Below are 22641 nucleotides of genomic sequence, written 5' to 3'. Positions count from 1 at the left end.
TTTCGTAGTATTATGAAATTCCATAACTTAAATTATGAAAATTCATAGTATGAATACGACTGACTTTATTTCGGACTGGGTCGTTTCTGAAGACTCGATTCGCCCGTTGGTGTTTGAACACACGTCACAAGCATTAATTGTATTGGACCCACATCAAAACCGGTTTATTGATGTGAATATCAGTGCCACTAAATTATTACGCTATGAACGTCATGAGATTATTCAAAAAACGGTCACTTCCATTTTTGGTGATTTCAGACAACTGCCATACCTTATGGCATTTACCGAAGGTGCTTTGGCAAAAGGTTCGGCTTGGAATAATGAGCTGTATATCTTTGATAAAAATGGTGAAAAAATCCAGTTGGATATTACTTCCATGTCATTGCCCTATAAAAATAAAACCTTGCTGATATGGTCGCTGGTGGATGTCAAAGAGTTAGCACTGCGCCAGCTCAATAAAAATGCCGATAAAGTCATCAGCACAGGCTTAAAAGAACAGCAAGCCTTGCAAGAACTGTTTATTGACTCCGACACAGGCAAACATTTATTGCTGAGTTCAGTCGGTGACGGCATTTACAGTATCAACAAACAAGGTTTGTGTACCTTTATTAACCCTGTCGGGGCGAAAATGTTGGGGCTGCAACCTGAAGATGTACTGAGTAATAATATCCATCAGATTCATCACCATACCCATGAAAATGGCGAAGACTATCCTGAAGAAGAGTGCCCGATTTATGCGGCGGTACATGATGGTATTGTGCATGAAGGTGTTCAGGAAATTTTTTGGCGTCGTGATGGCAGCTGTTTTCCAGTGGAATTTACCAGTACCCCAGTGATTCGTGACAGAGAAATTATTGGCGCGGTAGTGGTGTTCCGCAATATTACTGATCGGCTGAATACTGAAAGGCAACTGACTCATGCTCTTGAAGAACTGCAAGATTTAAAAAGTCGGCTGGAACAACAAAATGAATATCTGCAAGAAGAAATTTTACAAGAAAATCAATATCATGAAATTATTGGCAGTAGTACATCCATTTTACAGATTATCGAAAAAATCAAGGTGGTCGCCCCAACCGATGCCAATGTGATGATTTATGGTGAATCGGGTACAGGCAAGGAACTGATTGCTCGTGCTATTCACCAATCCAGTCACCGTAAACAGCAACCACTTATTCGGGTCAACTGTGCCGCCATTCCTTCGGAACTGTTTGAAAGTGAATTTTTTGGACATGTCAAAGGTGCATTTACTGGCGCTGTACGTGACCGTGTCGGACGTTTCGAATTGGCAGATCAGGGCACACTGTTTTTAGATGAAATTGGCGAAATTCCTATCGAGCTACAAAGTAAATTGCTGCGTGTATTGCAAGAAGGCACCTTTGAGCGGGTCGGCGAAGAAAAAACGCGGCAGGTGGATGTGCGAATTATTGCCGCCACCAACCGCAATTTAAAAGAAGAAGTTAAACACAAACGCTTTCGTGAAGATCTGTATTTCCGTTTAAATGTATTCCCGATTTATGCACCTGCCTTACGTGACCGTAAAGAAGATATTCCACTGTTGGTGACACACTTTACTAAGTTGATTTGTGACAAGCGTAAAATTAACTATCTACCATTTTCTCAAAAACATATTTTGGGGCTACAGCAATATGACTGGCCTGGTAATATCCGTGAGCTGCAAAATGTCATTGAACGCGCACTCATTACCGTCAAACAAGGCGCTGTATCCTTTAAATATTTGCTGGAACAAGATCAACAGCAAAACGAAACTACGTATCAGAATATTCACAATGAACTTCAACAAATCGAAAGCGTGCTGACCATGCAACAGCTGAAAGAGTTGGAAATTAACAATCTCTCTCTTGCCGTTAAACAATGTAAAGGGAAAATTTTTGGTGATGACGGCGCAGCAAAATTGTTGGGAATGAACCCAACGACATTGATCTCACGTTTAAAGAAATTGGCGATTGATTATTAAACATCACATTTTGAGTCTGGAGAATGCGCCTGATATGTATTTACACCTTTTTATAAATTAAGGTGCGGTACTATTTTGGGGATCAACATCGAAAGCCAAGAGGAAACTACGGCTATGTTAAACACCGCTCAATACGGGATCAGGGCTGGTATGAAATGCGCCTGTTGCGGTCACACCGCTAAAGAAAGCCGCCTGTCACAAAGTCAATTTGTGGGTCAGGCATGTGGATATACAGCGAATGCCGATGTTAGCACCACCCTTGGCACGGAAACACTTCATTGCTTCGTTATCCCATGTTAATGCTGATTTGGAGCGTGCTTCACCAAGCGTATATTGACGCCGCGCGCGATAAATTTCGCTTATCCGCTCGATAAATAAAGCGACAATTGCGTTTCATCTATTGAAAATTTTTTACACAACTAGCGTCGTAAATATGACTGTAATTTATTCAATTTACCCATTTTTCCTTTAAATCTGTAGCACGGTAACCAATTCCGAACAGTTAGGCGGTATATTCTGCACTCATTAAAATGGGGTTAACACCCCTATCATAATGCACAGTACAGAATGAAATGCCTAACCAAATGAAAATGATTGGAATGCATTCAGCTATGATTTCAGCTGAACTTGAACCTACCTCTAATGTAAAGCTATCTTAGCCTTATAAACCTCTATCTTGAGACTAAGAAGTTATTAAGAAGCGCCTGACAAATTTACCTAACCGAACGAGAAGAATGAGCGTATAGACAGGAAAAACGTGAAGTCATTTTCGGAATTCAGCATATAAGTTAGCAATACGCAATGCGTAAAAATCGTTGGTCAAATTAAGGGAGCCGAAGCTCCGAAAATTGGGGAAATCGCTATAGCTGAAAAGGCCGACCTCATGATCTCATAAACCAGCCCCCTCCAACCTGGAGCGGAACCGGTTTAGTTACATCTATCTGCGCAAAAAGAGCGCAGATAGCTCCAATTAAGTGTTAGCCGAGTAAACATTACCGTACCAGTGAATCCTGGTGGTCGGGTAGTGCAATGCCAGATGACAGTCAGGTTGACTTCAATGTGATGTTAAATCCAGCGGTGCTGACGCCTGATGAGGAAGCTGACGATGACGCAGCAGAAAGCTAAATCGCCGCAGATGCCGCCGAAAAAATCAGGCCCGTTAAAAACGGCCCTGTGGGAGCTGCCATGGATGCTCATTGGCTTTTTGCTGGTATCGTTGTTTTTTAGTTTGGTTGTTGAATACCTTGGGATAGCCTTTTTCTGGCCGGAACAGGGCGAAAGGCACAGCCAACAAGTGATGCTCACGGAAAGCGGTTGGTTGTCTAAAGAATTTACCCGCAGCTTACTGTTATCAGAGCCCGCGACTACGCTCAGTATCGGGTTAAAATGGAGTTATCAGTGGGTGTTTGTAGACAGTGGTGCACTGGACTGGATTAACCAGCAACATACAGTACAAGCTCGGAGCCACTATGAGATGGTGAGAGAGTTGAGCGATTGGCGTGTATTACTGGCGGAAAGTTTGCGGAAGTACTTGCTGGCAACGGTATATGTGACCGTAACCTTTATTATCCGGCTCACTATTCTGGTGTTGTCTTTGCCATTGTTTGTGATGGTTATAGGCGTTGCTGTCGTTGAAGGACTAAGCCGACGTGACTTGCGACGTTATGGTGCCGCTTATGAGTCGAGTTTTGTTTATCATCATGCCAAACGGTTTGTGAAACCAGCGTTTTGTGTACCCTGTCTGTTATATCTCTCCTGGCCATCGGCTGTGTATCCTAATTTACTCTTGTTGCCTGCAGCTCTTCTATTAGGGATCGCTATTACCGTGATGATAAGTACTTTTAAGAAATATCTTTGAGGTAATAAATAGGTGAAATTTTTAATGATTTTTGTTAGATTTTTCAGCGAAAAAGCCTAATTTGGCAGTAAAAAGAAAAAATAATGGCATTTGCTCAGTTAACCATTTAGCCTGTTTTTGTACTGCCTTTTCGGCAGTTACTGTAGTAGGTGTTCTTAGTAACCTTTTATACTATGAATTGAGAACGGATAGAATGTTGCAACTTGATTTTGGATCTTCAGATTCCTTCGAACGAGCGATATCTCCATTTGAGGAGATGGCGGCATATGAAGCGTTGTGGACCGAGCAGGACGCTACATTTAAAACTATTGCTGATAAGTTCCGGCAAGCACCTAATGGTACTATACCATCTGAACTCGTCCCCGAAGAAAAAAGAGAGTCTGTCAAAAAGTCACTGAAATATATTCTTAATAAATATTCTGTGGAGCATTTAGGTGTTAGAGTGCACGGAGCTAGTGAGTATCCTGATAAATTGAGAGATGCTCGTCACCCAATAGAATTGTTTTATTATCAAGGTTGGTGGGATTTAGTTAATACTCGGTGTGTGGCTGTTGTCGGTTCACGAAAGATATCTGATGAAGGTCGCCGTAGAACAAGAAAGCTAGTTAAAAGTCTTGTGAATGATGGATTTACTATTATTTCTGGCTTGGCTGAGGGAGTCGATACGGTTGCTCATACGACTGCGTTGGAGTTGGGAGGTAACACAATAGCGGTTATTGGTACTCCGTTGTCTCATATTTACCCAAGACAGAATAGTGAGCTCCAAAAGGCAATTAGAGAAAGTTATTTGCTAATTAGCCAGGTACCATTTAAACGTTATATTGAGCAAGATTACCGTAGTAATCGTCTGTTTTTTCCTGAGCGTAATGTGACTATGTCAGCATTATCTGAAGCGACTATTATCGTTGAGGCATCTGATACCTCAGGAACGATGACGCAAGCTAGAGCGGCTTTGAATCAAGGCAGGAAATTATTTATATTAGAATCTTGTTTCAAGAATACTTCGATTAGCTGGCCGGCAAAATATGAAGCGTTAGGGGCTATAAGGGTTAAAGACTATGAGGATATTAGGGAACATCTGTGACTTACCGTCTTGCAAAAATTGATGAATTGAGTCGTAGAGATCACTACTATCTTGCAGAGGACGACATTTGTTAGTTTTATTGTTACTTTCATGGGGAATATACAGCCAGAAAAGGTTCTGCTTGCAGTGAAATGAATAGGTTAATAATAAATCTAAAAAAGAGTGTATTACAGAGAACTGAAGAGCATTATAAATATAAGCAGCAGGCAATAAATAGAATAGCTGAAATGTTGTCTCATATCATCAGCACCCTTCAACGTTTGACTTTTGTTCCAGTACCTCCATCAAAGTGCAAAACTGACATTAGTTAATCTCAACTTTGCTTAAGAAGAGCGAGTTCAGAACCCCGTAAATTCAAACTCGGCTTTTTCGGTTGAAAAAAGAATATAAAATCGAGCTGCTATGGTTGAAATTATAGTGAATACGTTATATTCTTGATTATAACAAATAGGCTATGGAGTCGATATGTGGGAAGTCATAACGACAGAGTGTTTTGATGAGTGGTTCCTGACTCAGGAAGATGCTCTAAGGGAGTCAGTCTATGAAGCTATGAAGCTATGAAGCTATGAAGCTATGAAGCTATGAAGCTATGAAGCTATGAAGCTATGAAGCTATGAAGCTATGAAGCTATGAAGCTATGAAGCTATGAAGCTATGGGGGTATTGGAAAAGTTCGGCCCAAAACTTGGCAGACCATATGTTGATACATTGAGTGGTTCTGATTTCCCCAATATGAAGGAACTGCGTGTACAACATGCTGGTAATCCTATCAGAGCGTTTTTTGCGTTTGATCCTACCCGCTGCGCAATTATTTTGTGTGCTGGCGATAAAACGGGATTAAATGAGAAACGTTTCTATAAGGATATGATTCGGCTGGCTGATTCCGAGTACCATAAACATCTTGCGAAACTGGAGAAATAATCATGGCTACTTACAGAGAACTGTTGGCTAAAGAAAGTCCTGAAATGCAGGCACGAGTCGCGGAACGGGTTGAAGAAGCCAGTATCCAGATCGCCCTTAGCCAATTGCGTGATGAGCTAAAAATTTCACAAACAGAATTGGCCGCTGTTATGGGGGTCAAACAGCCTTCCGTTGCTCGAATGGAACAAGCTGACAATGATCCAAGGCTATCAACACTTAAGCGCTATGTGAAAGCATTAGGCGGCGAATTAAGTCTTGATGTGACACTTCCAACGGGTAAGCGCGTAGTTTTCCATCTTTAAGGGAGAAAGTCCGCAGAGCGGGCTTTCTTCAGATTATTGACAAGGTATTGTTTTTTTATCCGGTACTTTGTTTTAATTAACCTCGGTTTCGTTTAAAAATAGTGATATCATAATCCTGTAAATTCAAGCTTGATTTTTTAGGTTGGAATGTATAAGCAATTAGGCCAGCGACGATTTCCAATAAAAAACCGAGCTGACTGCGGTGTCTTGAATGCGCTATCTGAGAAATATTTTTGAGCTGATCCATGACCGTTTCTATCAAAAATTGCCTTCTTAACATCAGCTTATCCCAGAGAGATAATGCTTTTGCCTTCATATTATTACGGTGAGTGATTAACGTTATTCCTTCTGCTTTCAGCTCATCGCACAAGGTCTGTGATAAATACCCTTTATCGTCCATCCTGTTAATCCTTGTACCCGCGCTTTGATGGGATGGCAATCATCCTAATTTCCTGAGATCAACTTAACCGCCAAAAGTTTGCCACAATCATTGATAATCAGATGAAGTTTAAAGTTATAAAACGCCCGTACTCGTTTTCATTTGCTGTGAGACGCTCTCAAATACTTGATGACGGGGAAACGGAGGTGTAGCTGACCAATCCGGGAAAATCAGCCTTAAAATAGTGTCTTACATGTTCAATATAAAAAATGTTTGGGGCTGCCCTAGATCGCGATTATATTCTTCCTTTAACTATTTGTTTTAGAATGTGTAATTGGTCTTTTACACCCGGTGTATTAAACCTCCACTCACATTCCTTAAGAAAGAGCTCAAAATGCTCCTTTGGTATGCTTAAATCTACGCAAATGACGTTTGGCTTGGTTCCAAAAATTCTCTATTCCATCGATATGATTTTGACTATTTTTAGCGTCTACACACTCTGTACTATGGTTGATTCGATAGTGTTTAAAATCGGATACATCTAACACATCATAGCGGGCAAAATTGTCTGTGTAGACCAGGCTGTCAGGCTTAATCTTGGCAGTGATTATCGGCATTAAGGTATCAGATTTAGCGTTAGGTATTAGGCGGGTGTAAACCTTGTCACCTCGCTTGAGAAGTCCAAAAACAGGGACTTTCCCCGAGGAGCCTCGTCTGCGTTTGCCCTTACGTTTACCGCCGAAATAGCTTTCGTCTATCTCGACTTCACCGTCAAACATAGAATATTCATCGACATAACCTGCGATAAGGACTCTGAGGCGGTGAAAATAGTAAGCCGAAGTCGTTTTGTTGACACCGACTAACTCGAGTTGTAGCCCCGGCAACGAAGAGCCCATGAAGACGTTTTTGCTTGTATTGGCTAATCCGACTTTTTCTCATCTGGATATCCTAGATAAAATAACTTATCTAGGACAGCCCCTTAAGTTAAATACAAAGTGGAATCCCGCCTTGGTTTCAACCTTAAATTCAAGTACCCAAAATTTTCAAAATCAGATAAACAATTATTCACTGTAATCGTTACCCTTTTTCGTCACTCTGTTGATGTATATATCTACGCAGATTTAGGGTAATGCTATGGTTTATTTCCGTTTATTTTCCCATAGTCTTTTTGTCCTGACGATACTAATGAGTTGGCCTGTGCTGGCCGGGGAAAAAGATGAGCTGGCCACCACACTCAAACAGCTTGACCAGGTGCAAGCCAGTTTGGAACGCGCCCGGGTTTTGGCCGTTCAGGAGGGTCAGGCAGACCGTTTTTATTTTGATTATCTACGTGCTAACCGGGACCTCAATATTGTCCGTGAAGGTATTAACCGCTATCTGACCCCCTCCCGTGCCCAACCCGGGATTTCTGCGGTTGCGCTGGATGTGACCGGTCAATATCGTCAGGAGCGAATCCGGTGAACGAGGTACAACGCAATGCATTCAGGGCGGCTTCCGGCAATCTCGATCCCCATGTGATGCAATTTCTCTGTATCGGTTTACTGATAGCGGTGCTGTTTCTCTGGGCCGCATGGGGAATGGTAGATGTCTGGCAGGGCTGGGCCAATGAAAAGGTCCGTGAAGCGGCGATGAACCGTTTTGTCATTCGTGTGGCGTTGTTGCTGGTGATGGCTATCTGGATGTTTGCCAGCTAATCGGTTTTTTTAACCTGTAATGGAAAAAAGGGAAAAGGAAATGGATCTGTTAAACCGGGGATGTCAGTCACTGTTCCGCCTGTTTGCCCGTATCAATACCTGTGCAGTGTCACTCAGTGTGCTGGCTTATCTGGTTTGTCAACCCGTGACAGCGGCATTGCCAACGGTTGAACCGCCTTCCAGCGGGAGTGGTGGCGGCATTTTTAATACCGTCAAAGGTTACTTGCAGGACGGCATTGTGATAGGCGGGCTGGTTGTTGCCGCGATCGCGTTTATCAATGTGGCGACCGCGGCAATTCATACTTTTTCTGAAGTTCGCAGTGACAGAGCCTCCTGGACTAAATTTGGTGCGATTGTGGTGGTTGGCGTGGTGCTGTTAGTGGCGGTTATCTGGCTGCTGGGCAAATCGACGTCCATTCTCTTTTGACCCCAGGAAGTGTCAGTATGGTTCAGACTATTCGTTTTTTACCTGACCGTCTTAACGCCGAACCTGTCGTGTTCCGGGGATTTACTACCCCAGAACTGGGCTGGACGGCATTAACGGGACTGATAGCTGGCACGGTCATTGGTTTGTTACTGACACCGGTAACGGGTTGGGTGATGATACCGACGGTGGCACTGATTGCGCCGTTGTTATTGATTGCCTTTGGCGGCAAATACCTGGCCCGGATGAAACGCGGTAAACCGGCGCATTATCTCTATCGACGGCTGGAGGTTAAAAAGCGGTGCTGGGGTCTGGGTGACCCGTCACTGATTATCACCTCACAACGCTGGTCGTTGCGCCGCCGTCACCGGGTAATGACCCGAATGGGGCGGTTATGAGCCGTTTTCGTCATGCAATTCAAGATCGGGACCAGCATATCCTGACGTTACGTGCGGCCTGTGGTGTGCTGGTTTTGTTGTTGTTACTGAGTCTGAGTGGCTGGATGATGGCGCCGAGAGCGTTAACCATTTATACGCCGCCGGATGTCCGCAGTGGCAGTACCCGCCCGTGGTGGCAAGTGCCTGTCTCCCAGGTCTATGCCTTTGGCTTTTATATTTTTCAGCAATTGAATGCCTGGCCGAAAGACGGGGAAGTCGATTATCCAGCGAAAATAGCGGCGCTTTCTCCTTATCTGACCCCCTCCTGTCAGGTATTTCTGGAACAGGATGCTCAAAACCGCTCACAAGTGGGTGAGCTAAAAGATCGCGTGCGGGTGGTGTATGAAATTCCGGAACGGGGCTTTCGTGACAGCAATGTGATGGTAAAAGACCGGGATAACTGGGTTATCCGGTTAGATTTAGTGGTCGATGAATATTTTCACGCTGAGCCGGTCAAACGGGCATTGGTACGTTACCCAATTAAAGTCACCCGTTGGGAAGGGGATGCAGAGCGTAACCCGTTTGGCCTGGCACTGGATTGTTATGACAGCACACCGCAACGGCTGGAAGCAGCATCACAGCCGGTACCGGCGAAAAAGGGGATATTCCAGTGAAAAAACAGGTACTCGTCGAGTTATTGGTATTGACCGCATTATTATTCGCTGGGCTGGTGATGGTTTCAGCCGTTGAGGCTGTGGAGTTGATGAAGTGGGAGCGTATCCCGCTGCCGGTTGCCCTGCATGTTGGACAGGAGCGGGTGGTTTTTGTGGATAAAAATGTCCGGGTAGGTTTTCCGAGTGTGTTGAATGGCAAATTGCGGGTACAAAGCACCGGTGGTGCAGTGTATCTGTATCCGAGTGAAACGTTTACCCAGACCCGGCTACAACTTCAGGATGTGGAAAGTGGTGAAGTGATTTTGCTGGATGTGACAGCTACAAATGGAAAAGGTCCCCTTGAGCCGGTTCGTATGGTGTACCACGGGGACGTGATTACGTTGACGGACAACCATCAGATTCATCATGGAGCCAAAGGGGATAATACGTCAGCAACGTCTCCCTCTCTTGCCGGTGAACGTCAGGCCGCCCGGCGTCAAAAACCGTCCTATACGGCTCCGCTGCCGGTGGTCCTGACCCGTTATGCTGCGCAGAGTCTGTATGCGCCGTTGCGTACAGTAGAAGCTGTTCCCGGCATTCACCCGGTATCATTGGCATTGTCGCCCCGATTGACCACATTGTATCCCTCTGCGCCGGTAATAGTCTCCCCGTTAGGGGGCTGGGGTGTGGATAACCTCACTGTGGTGGCGCTGAAAGTGCGTAATACCCACCGTGAGAACGTAGTGCTTGATCCACGCAGGTTGCAGGGGCAATTCATAGCAGCGACCTTTCAGCATCGTTGGTTGGGACCGTCAGGTACGCCGGAAGACACGACTACCGTCTATTTGGTGGTGAAAGGTCGGCCTGACCGTGCCTTTCTGCCTGAACCGGTGAGGTCAAAAACGCCCATGAAGCGACAAGGAAATCCCCATGCAAATTAAGTCAAACGGTGTGGTGAAGTGGGTCGTGCCTGCTTTTGTTGTTGCAGGGCTGGCGGTGGGTATCAAAAGTTGTCGGCAATCAGAGACGCCTGTCAGCCAGACAGTGAGTCATCAGGCTTTGGCGGAACTGTCTTCCGGGGAGCTGCGGGCATTAGGTATTGAGGGAGACACCCCGGAAGACACATTGCGTACCTTGATTGGAGCTTTGCGCAGTATCCGTGTTCAGCAGGCGGCACTGGAAAAACAAAACGCACAATTCCTGGCGGACAATGAGAAATGGCGAAACGGGAGTCAGCGCATGACTGACCAGATTAACCGGGTGGTAGCGGGTACCCGTGAGGAAACAGAAAAGCAACAGCAGGTGTTGAAGGCGGAGCAGCAAACGCTGTTCAGCCGACTTGACCAGTTGACCCGTCAGTTAGGCAATAAAAGCATAAGTACAAACTCTCCTTTGGTTGAGCGTGATATTCCGCTGGGATTAGGATTGGACGATACCGGCCAAAATACGACCTCAGACGGGGACAGGCTGGTCTGGATTACCCCACAGGACGTGTTACCGGCTGACTCACAGGTTGCAATGAGCGGTCAGCCAGCGACTCCCCGTTTTCCCGTGTCATTTATGGAAGACAATGCATTGCGCCGTCAGAAAGTGGAATATGACGGTATGACTAAAAATCAGCGAGCCATTACCGAGGGTGATACAAACGAGACTATTCGGCCCGTTTATACTCTGCCCGAGAATACGACGCTGGTCGGCAGCCAGGCGATGACGGCATTATTAGGCCGGGTACCGGTAAATGACAAAGTCACTGACCCGTATCCTTTTAAGATACTGATGGGTAAAGATAACCTGACTGCCAACGGCATTGAACTGCCGGACGTGGAAGGCGCGATTGTTTCGGGTACGGCTACCGGTGACTGGACCTTGTCTTGTGTGCGCGGCAATGTCACCTCTTTCACCTTTGTCTTTGCAGACGGCACCGTCAGAACCGTACCGAAATCGGATCATCGCATTAATGGCCGCCATCACGTTCAGGATAATCATGGCAGCGGTATCGGCTGGTTGTCTGACGATAATGGTATTCCGTGTATCAGCGGGACACGAAAATCCAATGCAGCCAGTTACTTGTCAACCTTATTTGCTCTTTCTGGTGGTACAGCAGCCGGTGATGTGCTGTCACAGAGCCAGCTTACCACCCAGACTAACGGTTATGGTGGCGCAACATCATCACTGACCGGGGATGCCGGTAAAGCGGTTTTGGGGCAAGCGGCTGCCGGAGGATTTAAAGCCGTGTTGGAATGGGTTAAAGCCCGTTATGGTCAAACCTTTGATGCCGTCTACGTGCCGCCGGGAGCCAGCGTGGCGGTACATATTACCCAACAAATCACCATTGATTACGACACACAGGGGCGCAAGGTGAAATACCCCTTTAGCCTGGAACAGGAGAACAGCGATGGGCTGGACTGAGAAAGTGAATATCTGTGGAGCCGGTATGTGCAGCGTCAGATTGAAATCAGGTTGTTGGGTTTGCCTGCTCGTAGTGACGACGCTCCTGACCGGTTGCAGCACGTCCAAAGAGAACATGTTGCCATCGGGAGATCAGACTATGCTGGCATTGTGGCAGGGAAAGGCCGCGTCGTCACAGATCACGCTGGAAGCCCGTCAGGTGCTGCGCCGGGGGCTCAATGAACGGGAGCAGCAGATTTCGACTGACTATGCTGAAAGTTATAGTCGTACACAGGAAAATGAAATCAGTCAAACCTTCCCACGGCTGCCCAATCCGGACATGGTGATGTATCTCTTTCCCCATTTGGTGGCGGGAAATTCGCCTGTGCCGGGATACAGCACGGTGTTTTCGTTTTACAGTCAGGTGCAGTATGCCCTGCCGGGTGAGCGGACGGTGGCATTGTGATGTGGACGTGGTTAAATAAAGTCCGCCTGCGTAAAGCGGACAACCTATCGCCTTCTTCCTGCGTGATCGGGCGTGAACCTGTAAAGCGGCCCGGCAAAATGACGCACGTTGATGAAGCGGCACTGTATAACCCTTCACCATCTATCATTGATTATTTGCCCTGGGCAGAATACCTGGACGAGGAAAAGTGTCTGTTGCTGGATGACGGTCTGTCAGTCGGGGCGGTTTATACCGTCTCTCCGGTCTCGACAGATGGACGCCCTGCTGCCCGTCTGGAAGAGATCCGTGACCAGGTGGAGGATGCGTTGCAGGACAGTCTGGAGGAAGAGGATATTTCTCCCTGGGTGGTGCAGTTTTTTTGTCAGGATGAAGATGACTCGTCGTCATCGTTGACGCAGCTTCGTCAATATATCAGGCCCTGGGCACAGGGCACAGCCTTTACCGAAACGTGGCTGGCTGAGACTGAACGACATTTGCGGGGTATTGCCCGGCCTGAAGGGCTGTTTAACGACACATTGATCACCGGTCAACCTTGGAGAGGGCAGCAACGCCGTACCCGAATGGTTGTTTATCGCTGGGTCCCGGCAGGCCAGAAGGATGCTCTGTCACCGGCAGCGTTGCTTAATCAGGTCTGTAACCGACTGACGGCCTCGCTGGCCAGCGCCGGCATTTTGTGTGAACGACAAGATGGTGAACAGGTTCATCACTGGTTACTGCGGTTATTCAATCCCGCTCCAGATTGGATAGATAAAACGACGTTGTATCAGGCGGCTAGTTATGCAACCCCACAGGCTGGTGAGTGGAAGCCAGATAATGATTTCACGGAAACCTTGTGGTTTACCCCGCCGCGTTCTGACGTGAAAAACGGTGTCTGGTGGTTTGATAATATTGCTCATCGGGCGGTACCGGTTGAACGGCTGCGTCGCCCTCCAGAACCGGGAACGCTGACCGGTGAAATGGTCCGGGGTGAACATATCAATGCGCTGATGGATTTATTACCGTCAGGTACTCTTGTTTCATTGACCATTGTCATACAGGCGCAGGATACACTGGAGCGGGATTTCGACAGATTGTCAAAAAATGCAATGGGAGAAAATACTGAATCAGGGCGAGTGCGTGCAGACGTAAAAGAAGCTAAGGCGCATCTGGGGCTGAGACATAAACTGTGCCGTTCTGCACTGACTTTTTTGTTACAGGGGGTTGATGTTGATGATTTGAACCGTCGGCATCAGCAACTGGCCGCCACCCTGTTGGTCTCGGGGTTGCAGCCGGTCAAACCCGAATGCGACGTCGCGCCGTTAAACGGTTATCTGCGTGCCTTACCGATGTGTTTTAACCCGCAACGAGACAAGCATCACTGGTATACCCGGTTGACTTGGGTGCAGCATGTGGCTGGGTTGTTGCCAGTGACAGGGCGGGCGACCGGCACGGGTAACCCGGGTCTTAGCTTTTTTAACCGGGGCGGCGATGTGCTGACATTTGATCCGCAAAGTAAACATGACCGTACCCAGAATGCGCATCTGTTGCTGTTCGGGCCGACCGGTGCGGGGAAGTCGGCTACGCTTTGTGTGAGTTTATCGCAGCTGATGGCGGTGCACCGTCCCCGGTTATTTGTGGCGGAAGCGGGCAACAGTTTTGGGTTGTTTGCTGATTACTGTCAACGTCTGGGGCTGAGTGTCAACAAAATCAGTATTAAACCGGGCTGTGGTGTCAGTCTGGCGCTGTTTGCTGATGCCCACCAATTGCTTCAAATGGCATCTTCTCAGCTGGATTTGGCGGGTGAAAAGCCGGCAGAGGAAATTGAAGACGACGGGGACGATGAGCAGCGCGATATTCTGGGTGAAATGGAAATTGCGGCCCGTATGATGATCACTGGCGGGGAGAAGAAAGAGGAGGAGCGTCTGACGCGGGCGGATCGGGGCATGATACGTGAAGCCATCATGATAGCGGCGAGAGCCAGCTTTGATGACGGCCGACAGATGATCGCGGAAGATTTGCAAAAGGCATTGTCTGTGATTGCCCGGGACAGCCGGCGGGATGAACAGGGGAGAGCATTGTGTACCGAACAGCGTCGGACCCGTGCTGAAGAGATGGCGGGGGCGATGTCAATGTTCACCAGTGGTTTTGAGGGGGAATTGTTTAATCGTCCGGGAACTCCGTGGCCAGAAGCCGATGTGACGCTGATTGACCTCGGTACGTTGGCGCGTGAAGGGTATGGTGCCCAGATGTCGCTGGCGATGGTGTCTCTGGTCAATACCATCAACAATATGGCGGAGCGTGACCAGTTTGAGGACCGGGAAATTAATTTTGTGGTGGATGAAGCGCATATACTGACTACTAATCCGCTGTTGTCGCCCTACATGACCAAAGTCGTCAAGATGTGGCGAAAACTGGGCGCCTGGTTGTGGCTGGCTACTCAGAATTTGGCGGACTATCCGGATAGTGCGGAGAAGATGCTGAATATGGCGGAGTGGTGGTTGTGTCTGACAATGCCGCCGGATGAAGTCGAACAGATAGCGCGTTTTAAAAAGCTGTCTGAAGAACAAAAATCGGTGTTGCTGTCAGCCAGCAAACTCCCGGGCTGTTACACCGAAGGCGTGGTGTTGTCGAAAAAAGTGGAGGCGTTGTTTCGGGTGGTGCCGCCCAGTGTCTATCTGGCGCTGGGTATGACGGAGAAAGAGGAAAAGGCAGAGCGCAGGGCGATTATGAAAGCGCTTTATTGCAGCGAATTGGATGCCGCCTTTGTTGTGGCGCGCAGGCTGGACCGTGCCCGTGGTCTGATATCCGGGGAAGCGGCAAATGTGCGTGATGAAGATCTCTTAGCCATGCAGGAGTGTAGGCTATGAATATCAGGGTATTCTGGACGCTTTTGCTGTTGTTAATGCCGGTATCGGTGTTTGCCAGCACGGTGATATATACCGACACAAGCCATCCGCCGCGCAATGCTGATCAACGTGTCCGGGTTGTGTACCTTGATGGGGCCGAACAGCTGCAAGCACAACTGTTCGGTCAGTTATCGGCTGATCCTGAACAGGCAGTCAAACAGTTCCGTCAGATTTTGCAGTCTCCATCGTGGCATCAACAGGGGCGACATATCAGTCAGGCTTACCAGGGGTTACTGAATGCCTGGACGTTGGGCCTTAAGAAGTTCCCGGCAGTGGTTTTTGATGATGATTATGTTGTGTACGGTACGACAGACATCAGACAGGCCCGGTTACTTTGGGATACCTATCAGCAGGAAAACCAGCCATGAAATCTTCGGATTTATCGTCATTAACATGGCATTCCCGGCTGAAAAAGTTCGGTATGGTCCTGATGCTAACGGTTGTTCTGGCGCCCGTGGCCGTTGCCAGTGTGAATACGGCTCAGATTGTGGCCAGTGCCGCGTCGGTATCGTGCATCAGTTGGCGGATAAAAGGTATTTGTTACTGGCTGCTGTGTTCTCCCTGGGGGTGCAAAGTGCAGACCTCGATAAAAGTTGCGCATTTTATTCCTCAGGCCGTGGTTTCCGTCTATAACGCGCCTGGCGGTAATCCCTGGAGAGAAATGTCTCTGGTCAGCCAGACTGTTGACGGAGTGGAAAATACCGTAACGAGAGCACTTTCCGGGATAGCCGTGGGGGGCGGTAATCATCAGCTGAAAATCCCAGGCAACCGAAAAAACAATCTGTATTTTAAATATGCCGATGCGATTGGGCATCCGGCAACTGCCATGATGGGCGGGAAAATTTCGGGGTATGCGTGTAAAAGTGCCGCCACGCCTTTTATGCCTTACTTTTTGAGTACGCTGGACAGCCTGGTTTGGCGGTCCGGTGTGCCAGAGTCGTTTTATCCCGAGGCGCTTATTCCTGGTAAACGTGAGCTGGGGGATTCGTTTCGGGGCAATATGTGGGGCAATATTTATCCGCGAAGCGGGTTTGTGACACAACAGGATGATAATAAAGCGGCTGCGGTAGTAGCGCAACGGGTAGCAGACATTATCACCCGTACCGGGCAGGGGCATGTTTATCAACCCCTGCAAGGGAACCGTAAACAGGGTTACTGGCCACCCGGCGAAGTCGTTGAGAATACGGGTAGCCAAAATCATCAATGGCAACGTTTAGCGCCGAAAATGAGCGCATCTTGTGCTGTTTTTCCGGATAACAGCGGGGAAGCGGCCAAGGACGGGAATTATGTCTTTGCATTGTGGCAACCCTACAGTTGTTGTCAGCGACGTGGACAGACTTTTCTTTACAGTACCGATTTTTGAGACTGGGATCATGGGATGAGACAACGATTATTTTTGCCTGTATTGATAGCACTGGCGTTTATGACTGTTCCTGTTGTTCAGGCGGCAGGTTTTGCCATTGCGGACAGCCCGATAGGTTACGGGAAAAGCCTGAATGGGGCGGTATCGGATAAGCTGTTTTACAACATAGGTGGCGGATCAGTGATATCGCAGCCGGCGACCCGCAGTCATCTGCAACATCTGGGCGGATTAAACCTCGGTTGGAGCAGTGACCTGATGTGCGGTCACTTTGATTTAAAAACGACGGTAGGGAATCAGCTTAATGGCCTGACTTCGGGGTTTAAAAACCTGATGGGGGAAGTAATACAGGGGGCTACCGGGGCCGTAGCCAGTTTGCCGGCAATGGTTATCCAGCGTGCTAATCCGGGATTATATGAAATGCTGACCAACGGGGTGTTACAGGCAGGTATTGCGTTCGACAAATCACAACTAAGCTGCCAGAACATGTCACAGCGTATGATGGATTTTTCGGATAGCAGTAAATGGACTAAAGCGGCGTTGATGGAGGAATACAAAACGCTGGTGAATACCGGCAACGGTGATGCGGTTGGCACGACACAAAAAATGGAGGTTGCGGACGGTACACAAGGTTCAAATTGGATTGGGGGTGAAAAACGGGGAGGAAAAGGACAGAAAGCGATTCAGCCTATCCGGGATCTGGCAAAAGCCGGCTTCAATATGATGAACAACCTGCCGGCGAATAGCCATGCCAATGTCAGCCACACACAATGTAATGGCGCTGCTTGCCAGAAATTCAAGAACAGTGAAGAAGCCGCAGACGCGGTCGTCAAGGTATTAGGTGATCGTTCGGTTCGTACCTGTACTGACAGCCGTCAGTGTACTAGTGGTAGTACCGAAGACCAGCCGGGTGCGAGTGTTGCTGGGACGGGGTTTGCGCCGATGCTGGAAGAGGCGACCAGAACCAACATTGAGCAATTGATGAAACTGGTCAGCGGGGAAAATGCGCCTACCATAGTCAATCTGGCAAAACTCAAAACAGGTAGCCTGATGGTGACTCGCGGGGTTGTCCAGGCCCTGAAACGTGATCCGGACAGTGGTGCGCTGGTGAGTCGGTTGGCCAGTGAGTTAGCGATGGCAGACACCATTGAGACTGCGCTCACTATGCGGCGAATGTTGATGACCGGGCAGGCAGAACCGAATGCCGCTGCGCAGGCGCAGGCTATGGCAGAGAGTGATCGTCGTATTGCGACACTGGACAGAGAAATTACTGCCCTGAAGAATGAAATGGAGTTGCGCCGGGCGATTGCACAAAATACCGCACTGACCACGCTTGAGCGTGAACAACATCGGGTTGAAATGAATCTGCAACGGCAATCCACCGATAATACCGACAGTCGTATTCACACCTTGTCCGTGCCGCCGAAAGGGCGTGAAGGACAATAATGATGTCTGAGCAAAGTGAAATTCGGGTACCTGCTGGCACTAAACAGAGGTTGATAGTGGGACTGAAACGGCATTTCAGGCGGGGGTTAATCGTCATGTTGATGATGGGGGGCATGTTACTTGTTGCCGCAGTTGGCTTGGCGTATCCGTCTCAGTTCAGTGCCTTACAACATTGGATGTACACGACCCGTTACGGCTGGCTGGCCTGGCGATTGGCCATGTACAGTGTGATTGCCTGTTTCATGTGGCAGCTTTGGCGATCCCCATTGCCGTTAACACAGAAAGCGGCTCTGAAACGGATGGCGCTCATTTCGCTGGGATTTGTGGGATGTTGTGAGTATGCCATGTTCTTCGTCTCCGGAGAGCAGTCATGACAACTTACAGCTATCTGGAATATTTTCTGACCCTGCTGGGCTGGATAGTGAATAACGGCTTGTGGAATGTGCTGCTGGCCACCGGGTTATTTGTGCTGCCGCTGACATTCAAAATGATAGGTATCTGGCTGAAAGTCCGGGAAGAAGGGGAGGATGAAGGAAATAAGGGCATGCTCTCAGTAACCCGGATTGAAAACACTTTGTATGGCGCTTTTCTGGTGATGATTGCTTGCTGTGTGCCGTTGGTCAATGTGAGTCTGAGTACCATTACGTATGATGACTCGCGCGTAAAAAGTTGTGGTACTTGGACACCGAAACCGGCTGAAACGGGTTATGCGTCAGTGATATCGTCGCTTGAGGGTAAAACAGCGGCCGCTCCAGTTTGGTGGATACTGGTTCATCAGATTTCCAAAGGGGTCACTCAGGCCGCAATAGCTTCTCTTCCCTGCCGCCCCGACCTGAGGCAACTGCGTTTTGAGGTCCAGCATACGCAGATTAATAATCCGGCATTGGCTCAGATATTACAGGATTTTACCCATGACTGTTATGCGCTGGCATTGTATCAGTGGAAACGCCGGGACGAGGGAAAAACCCTGGATGAAGCGGTATTACGGGATATTGAATGGTTGGGGTCAAAAACGTTTCTGAATGGGGCGGGTTATTATGATGCGCTTCAGTCAAAAACGCCCCGGCCGGATTTTCCCTGGAAACCGCGCCGTGATGATGGTTTTGCTAATACGGGACAAGGCGGCTATCCGACCTGTAAGGAATGGTGGTCAGACAGTCAGGTAGGATTGGAAAAACGGATCATGGCGCAGGCTGAGCCAGGCATGTGGTTTCGGTTATCGGCGGCATTGAAATTGATGGGTAAGGAGACATCAGAGTATAAGGAGGCAGTGATACGGCGTTTGGTGAGTCCGGAAAGCCTGACAACATCTCAGGGGGGACATGTCTATGCAGGTTACGGGGGGAACGCGGATTTTACCCTGATGAATTCAGTGGGCCGTCTGGCTTCATTGGGTGGGATGTCGTTGGGGAGTCTGGCGGCATTTCCGGCATTTGATGCAATGCGCCAGGCATTACCAATGGTGCAGGCTGTTATACTGATGGCAGTGACTATCATATTACCGCTGATTATAGTATTTGCTGTCTACGAATATAAGACGGTCATTACGCTGACCTTTGTCGTGTTTGCGTTGAACTTTTTGACATTTTGGTGGGAATTGGCACGCTGGTTGGACAGCTGGTTATTGGAGGCTTTGTACGGTTCGGATACGCACAGCCGCTGGAATATGGCTGGTTTTCAGAATAGCACAGACGATATCATTATGAGTTTTGTGATGGGGACGATGTTTATTGTGCTGCCGGCATTGTGGATGAGTGCTTTGTCTTGGGCGGGAATTAAAATGGGTGACGCAGTAACAAATGCAACGAAAAATGGTTCTGCTGATATTCAGAAATCGGGTGGGAAATTAGGAGATAGAATAAGTAGGTAACATAATTATATTAAGGAGGGGAATCCCTTCCTTTATGAACTATTCATCTTTATTGTCGACATCAATATAACCGGTTGCATCATACCAGCCCCACCCATAGGGACCATCACGATATTGATTTCCGTAACCTTGTTCATCTGTAAGTTTTTTATCAATTACACCTTTATTCAGTGAAAAACCTAGGATTATTCCAAATATTAGCATAATAACCCCAACTACCATTAATGTACCCATCAGCAAAGTGGTCGCCAGACTGGCAGCAAGTAAGTAAATGGGCAAATGCCCTACCCATGTAGGGAGATTATGTTTGTGGGCTTTAGTAACACAATTTGCATCCCAGGTACGTAAACGTTGGCATAAGTTGAGATAAATTCCAGCAACTTTTGCTCCCCGAATCTGAGCACGCATTGTACGTTGTGTGTCATGATTGTCAGTCATTGAGTAACCTCTTGTTGAGATGGTATTCATAAATAACATAATTATTTCTTGGTTAGGTTAGCCAAAAATTTAAGCGGCGTCTATGGTATGAATCGTAAAACGAGTTGTGTGTTATGCACATTTGCACGGCTGATAAAGCTCATTCACCTGACCCCATCAAAGGGTCGGGTGAATGGAAGCGGTTGGTGAGCTGGGGAGGCGAACCAACATCAGCGGTGTAACTGTGTATAACGCTTTTTTAACGAATAAGGTGAGTAGTCATATTTTTAACTTTCTGGCGGGTTGATGCATCGAAAAGAGTATTTCTTTGCGAAACTATCAGGAACACCTGTCAGTATTTTTGTCTGGAATTTTGTAGGAAACAGGAGATATTTAATTTAATCGAATAACCTTTATTACATTTTTCACTCAGCTTGTTGTAGCGTTCTATAAATTTGGAATCATAAAAAGAAAGTTTGTTAATAGTTTTGATAAGGTTTTTTTGTTATTGTTATTGTTATTTAAAATAAAATCCTTATCTTTAAATAATCTAGAGACTTCTCAGCTGAATATACTAGTACGAATCTAGGATAATGATTTACAGTCGAATCAGGATTGTCAATGAGGTCAGTTAATTTTATAGTTTTTGATTTTGGTACTGATTTAGATGAATGTAATAATCATTATTCTTCTGGATAATTCTGTTATCACCATTGTTATTACCAGAGTCGTCAGCATTTCTATATATGTAGCTACTATATCACTGAATTCTCGTTTGAGATTTTGACATACTATGCTTGTGTCCTCTACTGTACATATAGCCAAGCGGCGGCAAGCGTTTCTTCTGTATGTGGCAAAAAAATGGCCAGCCTAGCTACTTCAGTTAGATGTAAAATATAAAGTTTGTTATTATATTTCTGCCTTTTTACTTAGCTTTAAAAGGCCGTTGTTATTTTCTTCTAACATTTTTTGCAACCCATATGCCACTTGTATTGTCTGGCTCGAAATTCACGTTGATACCTATTTCGTGAGGTAAATTCTTTTCATGATTTCCATGGGCATCGAGAACAAATAGATTACTTGGATGTTTAAATGCTTTTATTGAAACCACTTTACCTTCAACCTTTACAATTACACCATCCAATCTTGTCTCTGCAATGTTTTTATTATACCAAGCTTCTATATCTACTGGATGTACTTGATCAAAATCTTTGGCTGCCTGTTTGAATCTCTCAATAGTTTCCTTTTTACACAGTTGGGTTATTTGCTCTATACTTTCCATAATAACAATTGTTTTTAGATTAGAGGGATTAATATACTTAATTAAGTTCAAGCACATCTTAAAACTATTGAGTACTGTATTAATGTGACCTTCAACGGAAAAACTTTTCCTATTATGCCATATAGGCTCATGATGAGCGATTCTATTACGAAGAGAATTAAGTTTTTTTATGTCGTTGGTTATATGCTTGAAAGTCACTTTTTCACCTGGGAATGCAAAATCTATCATTTCCGGCCATATTTTAAGGGACCCCTGTTTATCAGATTTATGATGATTGGAGCAAATGTTACTCCATACACCAAATGTAAGCTTTGCAATCAATTCATCCGGAGTTACTTTTCTTTTTTCTTCTTGGATAGAAGAAAGGGCATTTTCCACTGCCTCACGGCTTTTTATAAATTTGTTATCTTCTGTATTTAAATAGAAATGTTGAATCCAGTTTCTGTCTATTGCCATTTCAGCAGCGGCAGGGGGAAGCCCACTATCTATAAGTTTTTGCCGTTGATATGCTAAGTGACCATAGTATAAACTGTTTCTTAGCGAAACTTCTAAAAGTTGTAATACAGGAAAGAAAGTGGCGCAGAGCCTTTTATTCCATATATAGAGTCCTAAACATTCAGCTTCATTTTCTGTGTTAAAGCCTCTTTTGTAAGTTGATATACGTCTTTCTGATATTGACATTAGAACACTTTGGACTGTCATTGTAATTCATATCCTTTTCTCACATGATTTAAAATAATATAATAATGATTGTGATATTTCACCTATACTTTTCATTTTCCTCTTTTCCATTCTTTGTGATTTATAACCGGGCTGCTGTTTTTGCCGCAGGATGCTTGACGCTATCTGTTTGTTGCTGTA

At 46.6% G+C, this 22641-nt stretch carries 21 protein-coding genes and 3 pseudogenes; 20 read left to right on the top strand and 4 right to left on the bottom strand.

Going from position 1 to position 22641, the window contains the following annotated elements; genetic code table 11:
- The first annotated feature begins 49 nt into the window (after positions 1-49).
- The 6 genes and pseudogenes from ACUN2T_RS21020 to ACUN2T_RS20995 all read left to right on the top strand — a co-directional run bounded on the left by ACUN2T_RS21020 (position 50) and on the right by ACUN2T_RS20995 (position 6139).
- On the top strand, positions 50-1975 hold the full coding sequence (locus ACUN2T_RS21020) for a sigma 54-interacting transcriptional regulator (RefSeq protein ID WP_445494851.1): 1926 nt from the start codon (positions 50-52) through the stop codon (positions 1973-1975).
- A 114-nt stretch (positions 1976-2089) separates the two neighbouring features.
- Positions 2090-2275 (top strand): hypothetical protein, encoded by a 186-nt coding sequence (locus ACUN2T_RS21015; RefSeq protein ID WP_445497995.1) that lies wholly within the window; start codon positions 2090-2092, stop codon positions 2273-2275.
- 805 nt (positions 2276-3080) lie between these two features.
- The gene (locus tag ACUN2T_RS21010) at positions 3081-3833 is read left to right on the top strand and encodes a TIGR03747 family integrating conjugative element membrane protein (protein ID WP_445494850.1); all 753 of its coding nucleotides are present in this window, start codon (positions 3081-3083) and stop codon (positions 3831-3833) included.
- 193 nt (positions 3834-4026) lie between these two features.
- Positions 4027-4917: a DNA-processing protein DprA gene (locus ACUN2T_RS21005; protein WP_036807928.1), complete on the top strand. Its 891-nt coding sequence runs from the start codon at positions 4027-4029 to the stop codon at positions 4915-4917.
- Between the two features lie 650 nt (positions 4918-5567).
- Positions 5568-5837 (top strand): annotated as a pseudogene (locus ACUN2T_RS21000) (type II toxin-antitoxin system RelE/ParE family toxin); the annotation flags it as partial.
- 2 nt (positions 5838-5839) lie between these two features.
- Complete coding sequence (locus ACUN2T_RS20995; protein WP_065389842.1) at positions 5840-6139, top strand: helix-turn-helix domain-containing protein; 300 nt, start codon at positions 5840-5842, stop codon at positions 6137-6139.
- A gap of 76 nt (positions 6140-6215) precedes the next feature.
- On the opposite strand, the pseudogene ACUN2T_RS20990 reads toward ACUN2T_RS20995, so the two are convergent.
- Positions 6216-6716: pseudogene (locus tag ACUN2T_RS20990) on the bottom strand (transposase); the annotation flags it as partial.
- A 97-nt stretch (positions 6717-6813) separates the two neighbouring features.
- Positions 6814-7457 (bottom strand): annotated as a pseudogene (locus ACUN2T_RS20985) (IS1595 family transposase).
- A 195-nt stretch (positions 7458-7652) separates the two neighbouring features.
- Here ACUN2T_RS20985 and ACUN2T_RS20980 point away from each other — a divergent pair.
- The 14 genes from ACUN2T_RS20980 to ACUN2T_RS20915 are packed head-to-tail and all read left to right on the top strand — an operon-like array spanning position 7653 to position 20081.
- The gene (locus tag ACUN2T_RS20980) at positions 7653-7979 is read left to right on the top strand and encodes an integrative conjugative element protein, RAQPRD family (RefSeq protein WP_445494849.1); all 327 of its coding nucleotides are present in this window, start codon (positions 7653-7655) and stop codon (positions 7977-7979) included.
- On the top strand, positions 7976-8212 hold the full coding sequence (locus ACUN2T_RS20975; RefSeq protein ID WP_011145430.1) for a TIGR03758 family integrating conjugative element protein: 237 nt from the start codon (positions 7976-7978) through the stop codon (positions 8210-8212). Before ACUN2T_RS20980 ends, ACUN2T_RS20975 begins: the two co-directional genes overlap by 4 nt.
- 40 nt (positions 8213-8252) lie before the next feature.
- Entirely contained in the window at positions 8253-8639 is a 387-nt protein-coding gene (locus ACUN2T_RS20970; protein ID WP_011145431.1) for a TIGR03745 family integrating conjugative element membrane protein, read from the top strand.
- A gap of 17 nt (positions 8640-8656) precedes the next feature.
- Positions 8657-9034 (top strand): TIGR03750 family conjugal transfer protein, encoded by a 378-nt coding sequence (locus tag ACUN2T_RS20965; protein ID WP_445494734.1) that lies wholly within the window; start codon positions 8657-8659, stop codon positions 9032-9034.
- Complete coding sequence (locus tag ACUN2T_RS20960; RefSeq protein WP_445494848.1) at positions 9031-9687, top strand: PFL_4703 family integrating conjugative element protein; 657 nt, start codon at positions 9031-9033, stop codon at positions 9685-9687. The genes ACUN2T_RS20965 and ACUN2T_RS20960 overlap by 4 nt, the downstream gene beginning before the upstream one ends.
- Positions 9688-9746: 59 nt before the next feature.
- The gene (locus ACUN2T_RS20955) at positions 9747-10607 is read left to right on the top strand and encodes a TIGR03749 family integrating conjugative element protein (protein WP_445497950.1); all 861 of its coding nucleotides are present in this window, start codon (positions 9747-9749) and stop codon (positions 10605-10607) included.
- On the top strand, positions 10597-12075 hold the full coding sequence (locus ACUN2T_RS20950) for a TIGR03752 family integrating conjugative element protein (RefSeq protein ID WP_445494847.1): 1479 nt from the start codon (positions 10597-10599) through the stop codon (positions 12073-12075). The genes ACUN2T_RS20955 and ACUN2T_RS20950 overlap by 11 nt, the downstream gene beginning before the upstream one ends.
- Before the next feature lie 25 nt (positions 12076-12100).
- Entirely contained in the window at positions 12101-12520 is a 420-nt protein-coding gene (locus tag ACUN2T_RS20945) for a TIGR03751 family conjugal transfer lipoprotein (protein ID WP_445497949.1), read from the top strand.
- Entirely contained in the window at positions 12520-15366 is a 2847-nt protein-coding gene (locus tag ACUN2T_RS20940; RefSeq protein ID WP_445494846.1) for a conjugative transfer ATPase, read from the top strand. Before ACUN2T_RS20945 ends, ACUN2T_RS20940 begins: the two co-directional genes overlap by 1 nt.
- Positions 15363-15773, top strand: a complete 411-nt coding sequence (locus tag ACUN2T_RS20935) for a TIGR03757 family integrating conjugative element protein (protein WP_214090521.1) — start codon at positions 15363-15365, stop codon at positions 15771-15773. Before ACUN2T_RS20940 ends, ACUN2T_RS20935 begins: the two co-directional genes overlap by 4 nt.
- 53 nt (positions 15774-15826) lie before the next feature.
- Positions 15827-16768, top strand: coding sequence for a TIGR03756 family integrating conjugative element protein (locus ACUN2T_RS20930; RefSeq protein WP_445497948.1), 942 nt, complete (start codon positions 15827-15829; stop codon positions 16766-16768).
- A gap of 60 nt (positions 16769-16828) precedes the next feature.
- The gene (locus tag ACUN2T_RS20925; RefSeq protein WP_445497947.1) at positions 16829-18211 is read left to right on the top strand and encodes an integrating conjugative element protein; all 1383 of its coding nucleotides are present in this window, start codon (positions 16829-16831) and stop codon (positions 18209-18211) included.
- Positions 18211-18585, top strand: a complete 375-nt coding sequence (locus ACUN2T_RS20920) for a hypothetical protein (RefSeq protein ID WP_445494845.1) — start codon at positions 18211-18213, stop codon at positions 18583-18585. The genes ACUN2T_RS20925 and ACUN2T_RS20920 overlap by 1 nt, the downstream gene beginning before the upstream one ends.
- Entirely contained in the window at positions 18582-20081 is a 1500-nt protein-coding gene (locus tag ACUN2T_RS20915; protein WP_445494844.1) for a conjugal transfer protein TraG N-terminal domain-containing protein, read from the top strand. The genes ACUN2T_RS20920 and ACUN2T_RS20915 overlap by 4 nt, the downstream gene beginning before the upstream one ends.
- Before the next feature lie 39 nt (positions 20082-20120).
- On the opposite strand, the gene ACUN2T_RS20910 is transcribed toward ACUN2T_RS20915, so the two are convergent.
- Together ACUN2T_RS20910 and ACUN2T_RS20905 are read right to left on the bottom strand one after the other, a co-directional pair.
- Complete coding sequence (locus ACUN2T_RS20910) at positions 20121-20519, bottom strand: hypothetical protein (protein ID WP_065389852.1); 399 nt, start codon at positions 20517-20519, stop codon at positions 20121-20123.
- A gap of 928 nt (positions 20520-21447) precedes the next feature.
- A complete protein-coding gene (locus tag ACUN2T_RS20905; RefSeq protein ID WP_445494843.1) occupies positions 21448-22461 on the bottom strand; it encodes an Abi family protein in 1014 nt (337 codons plus the stop codon).
- Positions 22462-22641: the final 180 nt, after the last annotated feature.

Source organism: Photorhabdus machadonis, assembly GCF_052657765.1.
Note: the sequence above shows the minus strand (reverse complement) of the source record. Positions and strands in the feature narration are given on the sequence as shown.

What these genes read in the sequence shown, in the direction of transcription:
- ACUN2T_RS20920 (WP_445494845.1), top strand. Translation starts at nt 18,211, where the DNA reads ATGATGTCTGAGCAAAGTGAAATTCGGGTACCTGCTGGCACTAAACAG.
- ACUN2T_RS20955 (WP_445497950.1), top strand. Translation starts at nt 9,747, where the DNA reads ATGGTTTCAGCCGTTGAGGCTGTGGAGTTGATGAAGTGGGAGCGTATC.
- ACUN2T_RS20950 (WP_445494847.1), top strand. Translation starts at nt 10,597, where the DNA reads ATGCAAATTAAGTCAAACGGTGTGGTGAAGTGGGTCGTGCCTGCTTTT.
- ACUN2T_RS21005 (WP_036807928.1), top strand. Translation starts at nt 4,027, where the DNA reads ATGTTGCAACTTGATTTTGGATCTTCAGATTCCTTCGAACGAGCGATA.
- ACUN2T_RS20930 (WP_445497948.1), top strand. Translation starts at nt 15,827, where the DNA reads ATGGTCCTGATGCTAACGGTTGTTCTGGCGCCCGTGGCCGTTGCCAGT.
- ACUN2T_RS20995 (WP_065389842.1), top strand. Translation starts at nt 5,840, where the DNA reads ATGGCTACTTACAGAGAACTGTTGGCTAAAGAAAGTCCTGAAATGCAG.
- ACUN2T_RS20940 (WP_445494846.1), top strand. Translation starts at nt 12,520, where the DNA reads ATGTGGACGTGGTTAAATAAAGTCCGCCTGCGTAAAGCGGACAACCTA.
- ACUN2T_RS21020 (WP_445494851.1), top strand. Translation starts at nt 50, where the DNA reads ATGAATACGACTGACTTTATTTCGGACTGGGTCGTTTCTGAAGACTCG.
- ACUN2T_RS20935 (WP_214090521.1), top strand. Translation starts at nt 15,363, where the DNA reads ATGAATATCAGGGTATTCTGGACGCTTTTGCTGTTGTTAATGCCGGTA.
- ACUN2T_RS20910 (WP_065389852.1), bottom strand. Translation starts at nt 20,519, where the DNA reads ATGACTGACAATCATGACACACAACGTACAATGCGTGCTCAGATTCGG.
- ACUN2T_RS20945 (WP_445497949.1), top strand. Translation starts at nt 12,101, where the DNA reads ATGTGCAGCGTCAGATTGAAATCAGGTTGTTGGGTTTGCCTGCTCGTA.
- ACUN2T_RS20905 (WP_445494843.1), bottom strand. Translation starts at nt 22,461, where the DNA reads ATGTCAATATCAGAAAGACGTATATCAACTTACAAAAGAGGCTTTAAC.
- ACUN2T_RS20980 (WP_445494849.1), top strand. Translation starts at nt 7,653, where the DNA reads ATGGTTTATTTCCGTTTATTTTCCCATAGTCTTTTTGTCCTGACGATA.
- ACUN2T_RS20915 (WP_445494844.1), top strand. Translation starts at nt 18,582, where the DNA reads ATGACAACTTACAGCTATCTGGAATATTTTCTGACCCTGCTGGGCTGG.
- ACUN2T_RS21010 (WP_445494850.1), top strand. Translation starts at nt 3,081, where the DNA reads ATGACGCAGCAGAAAGCTAAATCGCCGCAGATGCCGCCGAAAAAATCA.
- ACUN2T_RS20970 (WP_011145431.1), top strand. Translation starts at nt 8,253, where the DNA reads ATGGATCTGTTAAACCGGGGATGTCAGTCACTGTTCCGCCTGTTTGCC.
- ACUN2T_RS20960 (WP_445494848.1), top strand. Translation starts at nt 9,031, where the DNA reads ATGAGCCGTTTTCGTCATGCAATTCAAGATCGGGACCAGCATATCCTG.
- ACUN2T_RS20965 (WP_445494734.1), top strand. Translation starts at nt 8,657, where the DNA reads ATGGTTCAGACTATTCGTTTTTTACCTGACCGTCTTAACGCCGAACCT.
- ACUN2T_RS21015 (WP_445497995.1), top strand. Translation starts at nt 2,090, where the DNA reads ATGTTAAACACCGCTCAATACGGGATCAGGGCTGGTATGAAATGCGCC.
- ACUN2T_RS20925 (WP_445497947.1), top strand. Translation starts at nt 16,829, where the DNA reads ATGACTGTTCCTGTTGTTCAGGCGGCAGGTTTTGCCATTGCGGACAGC.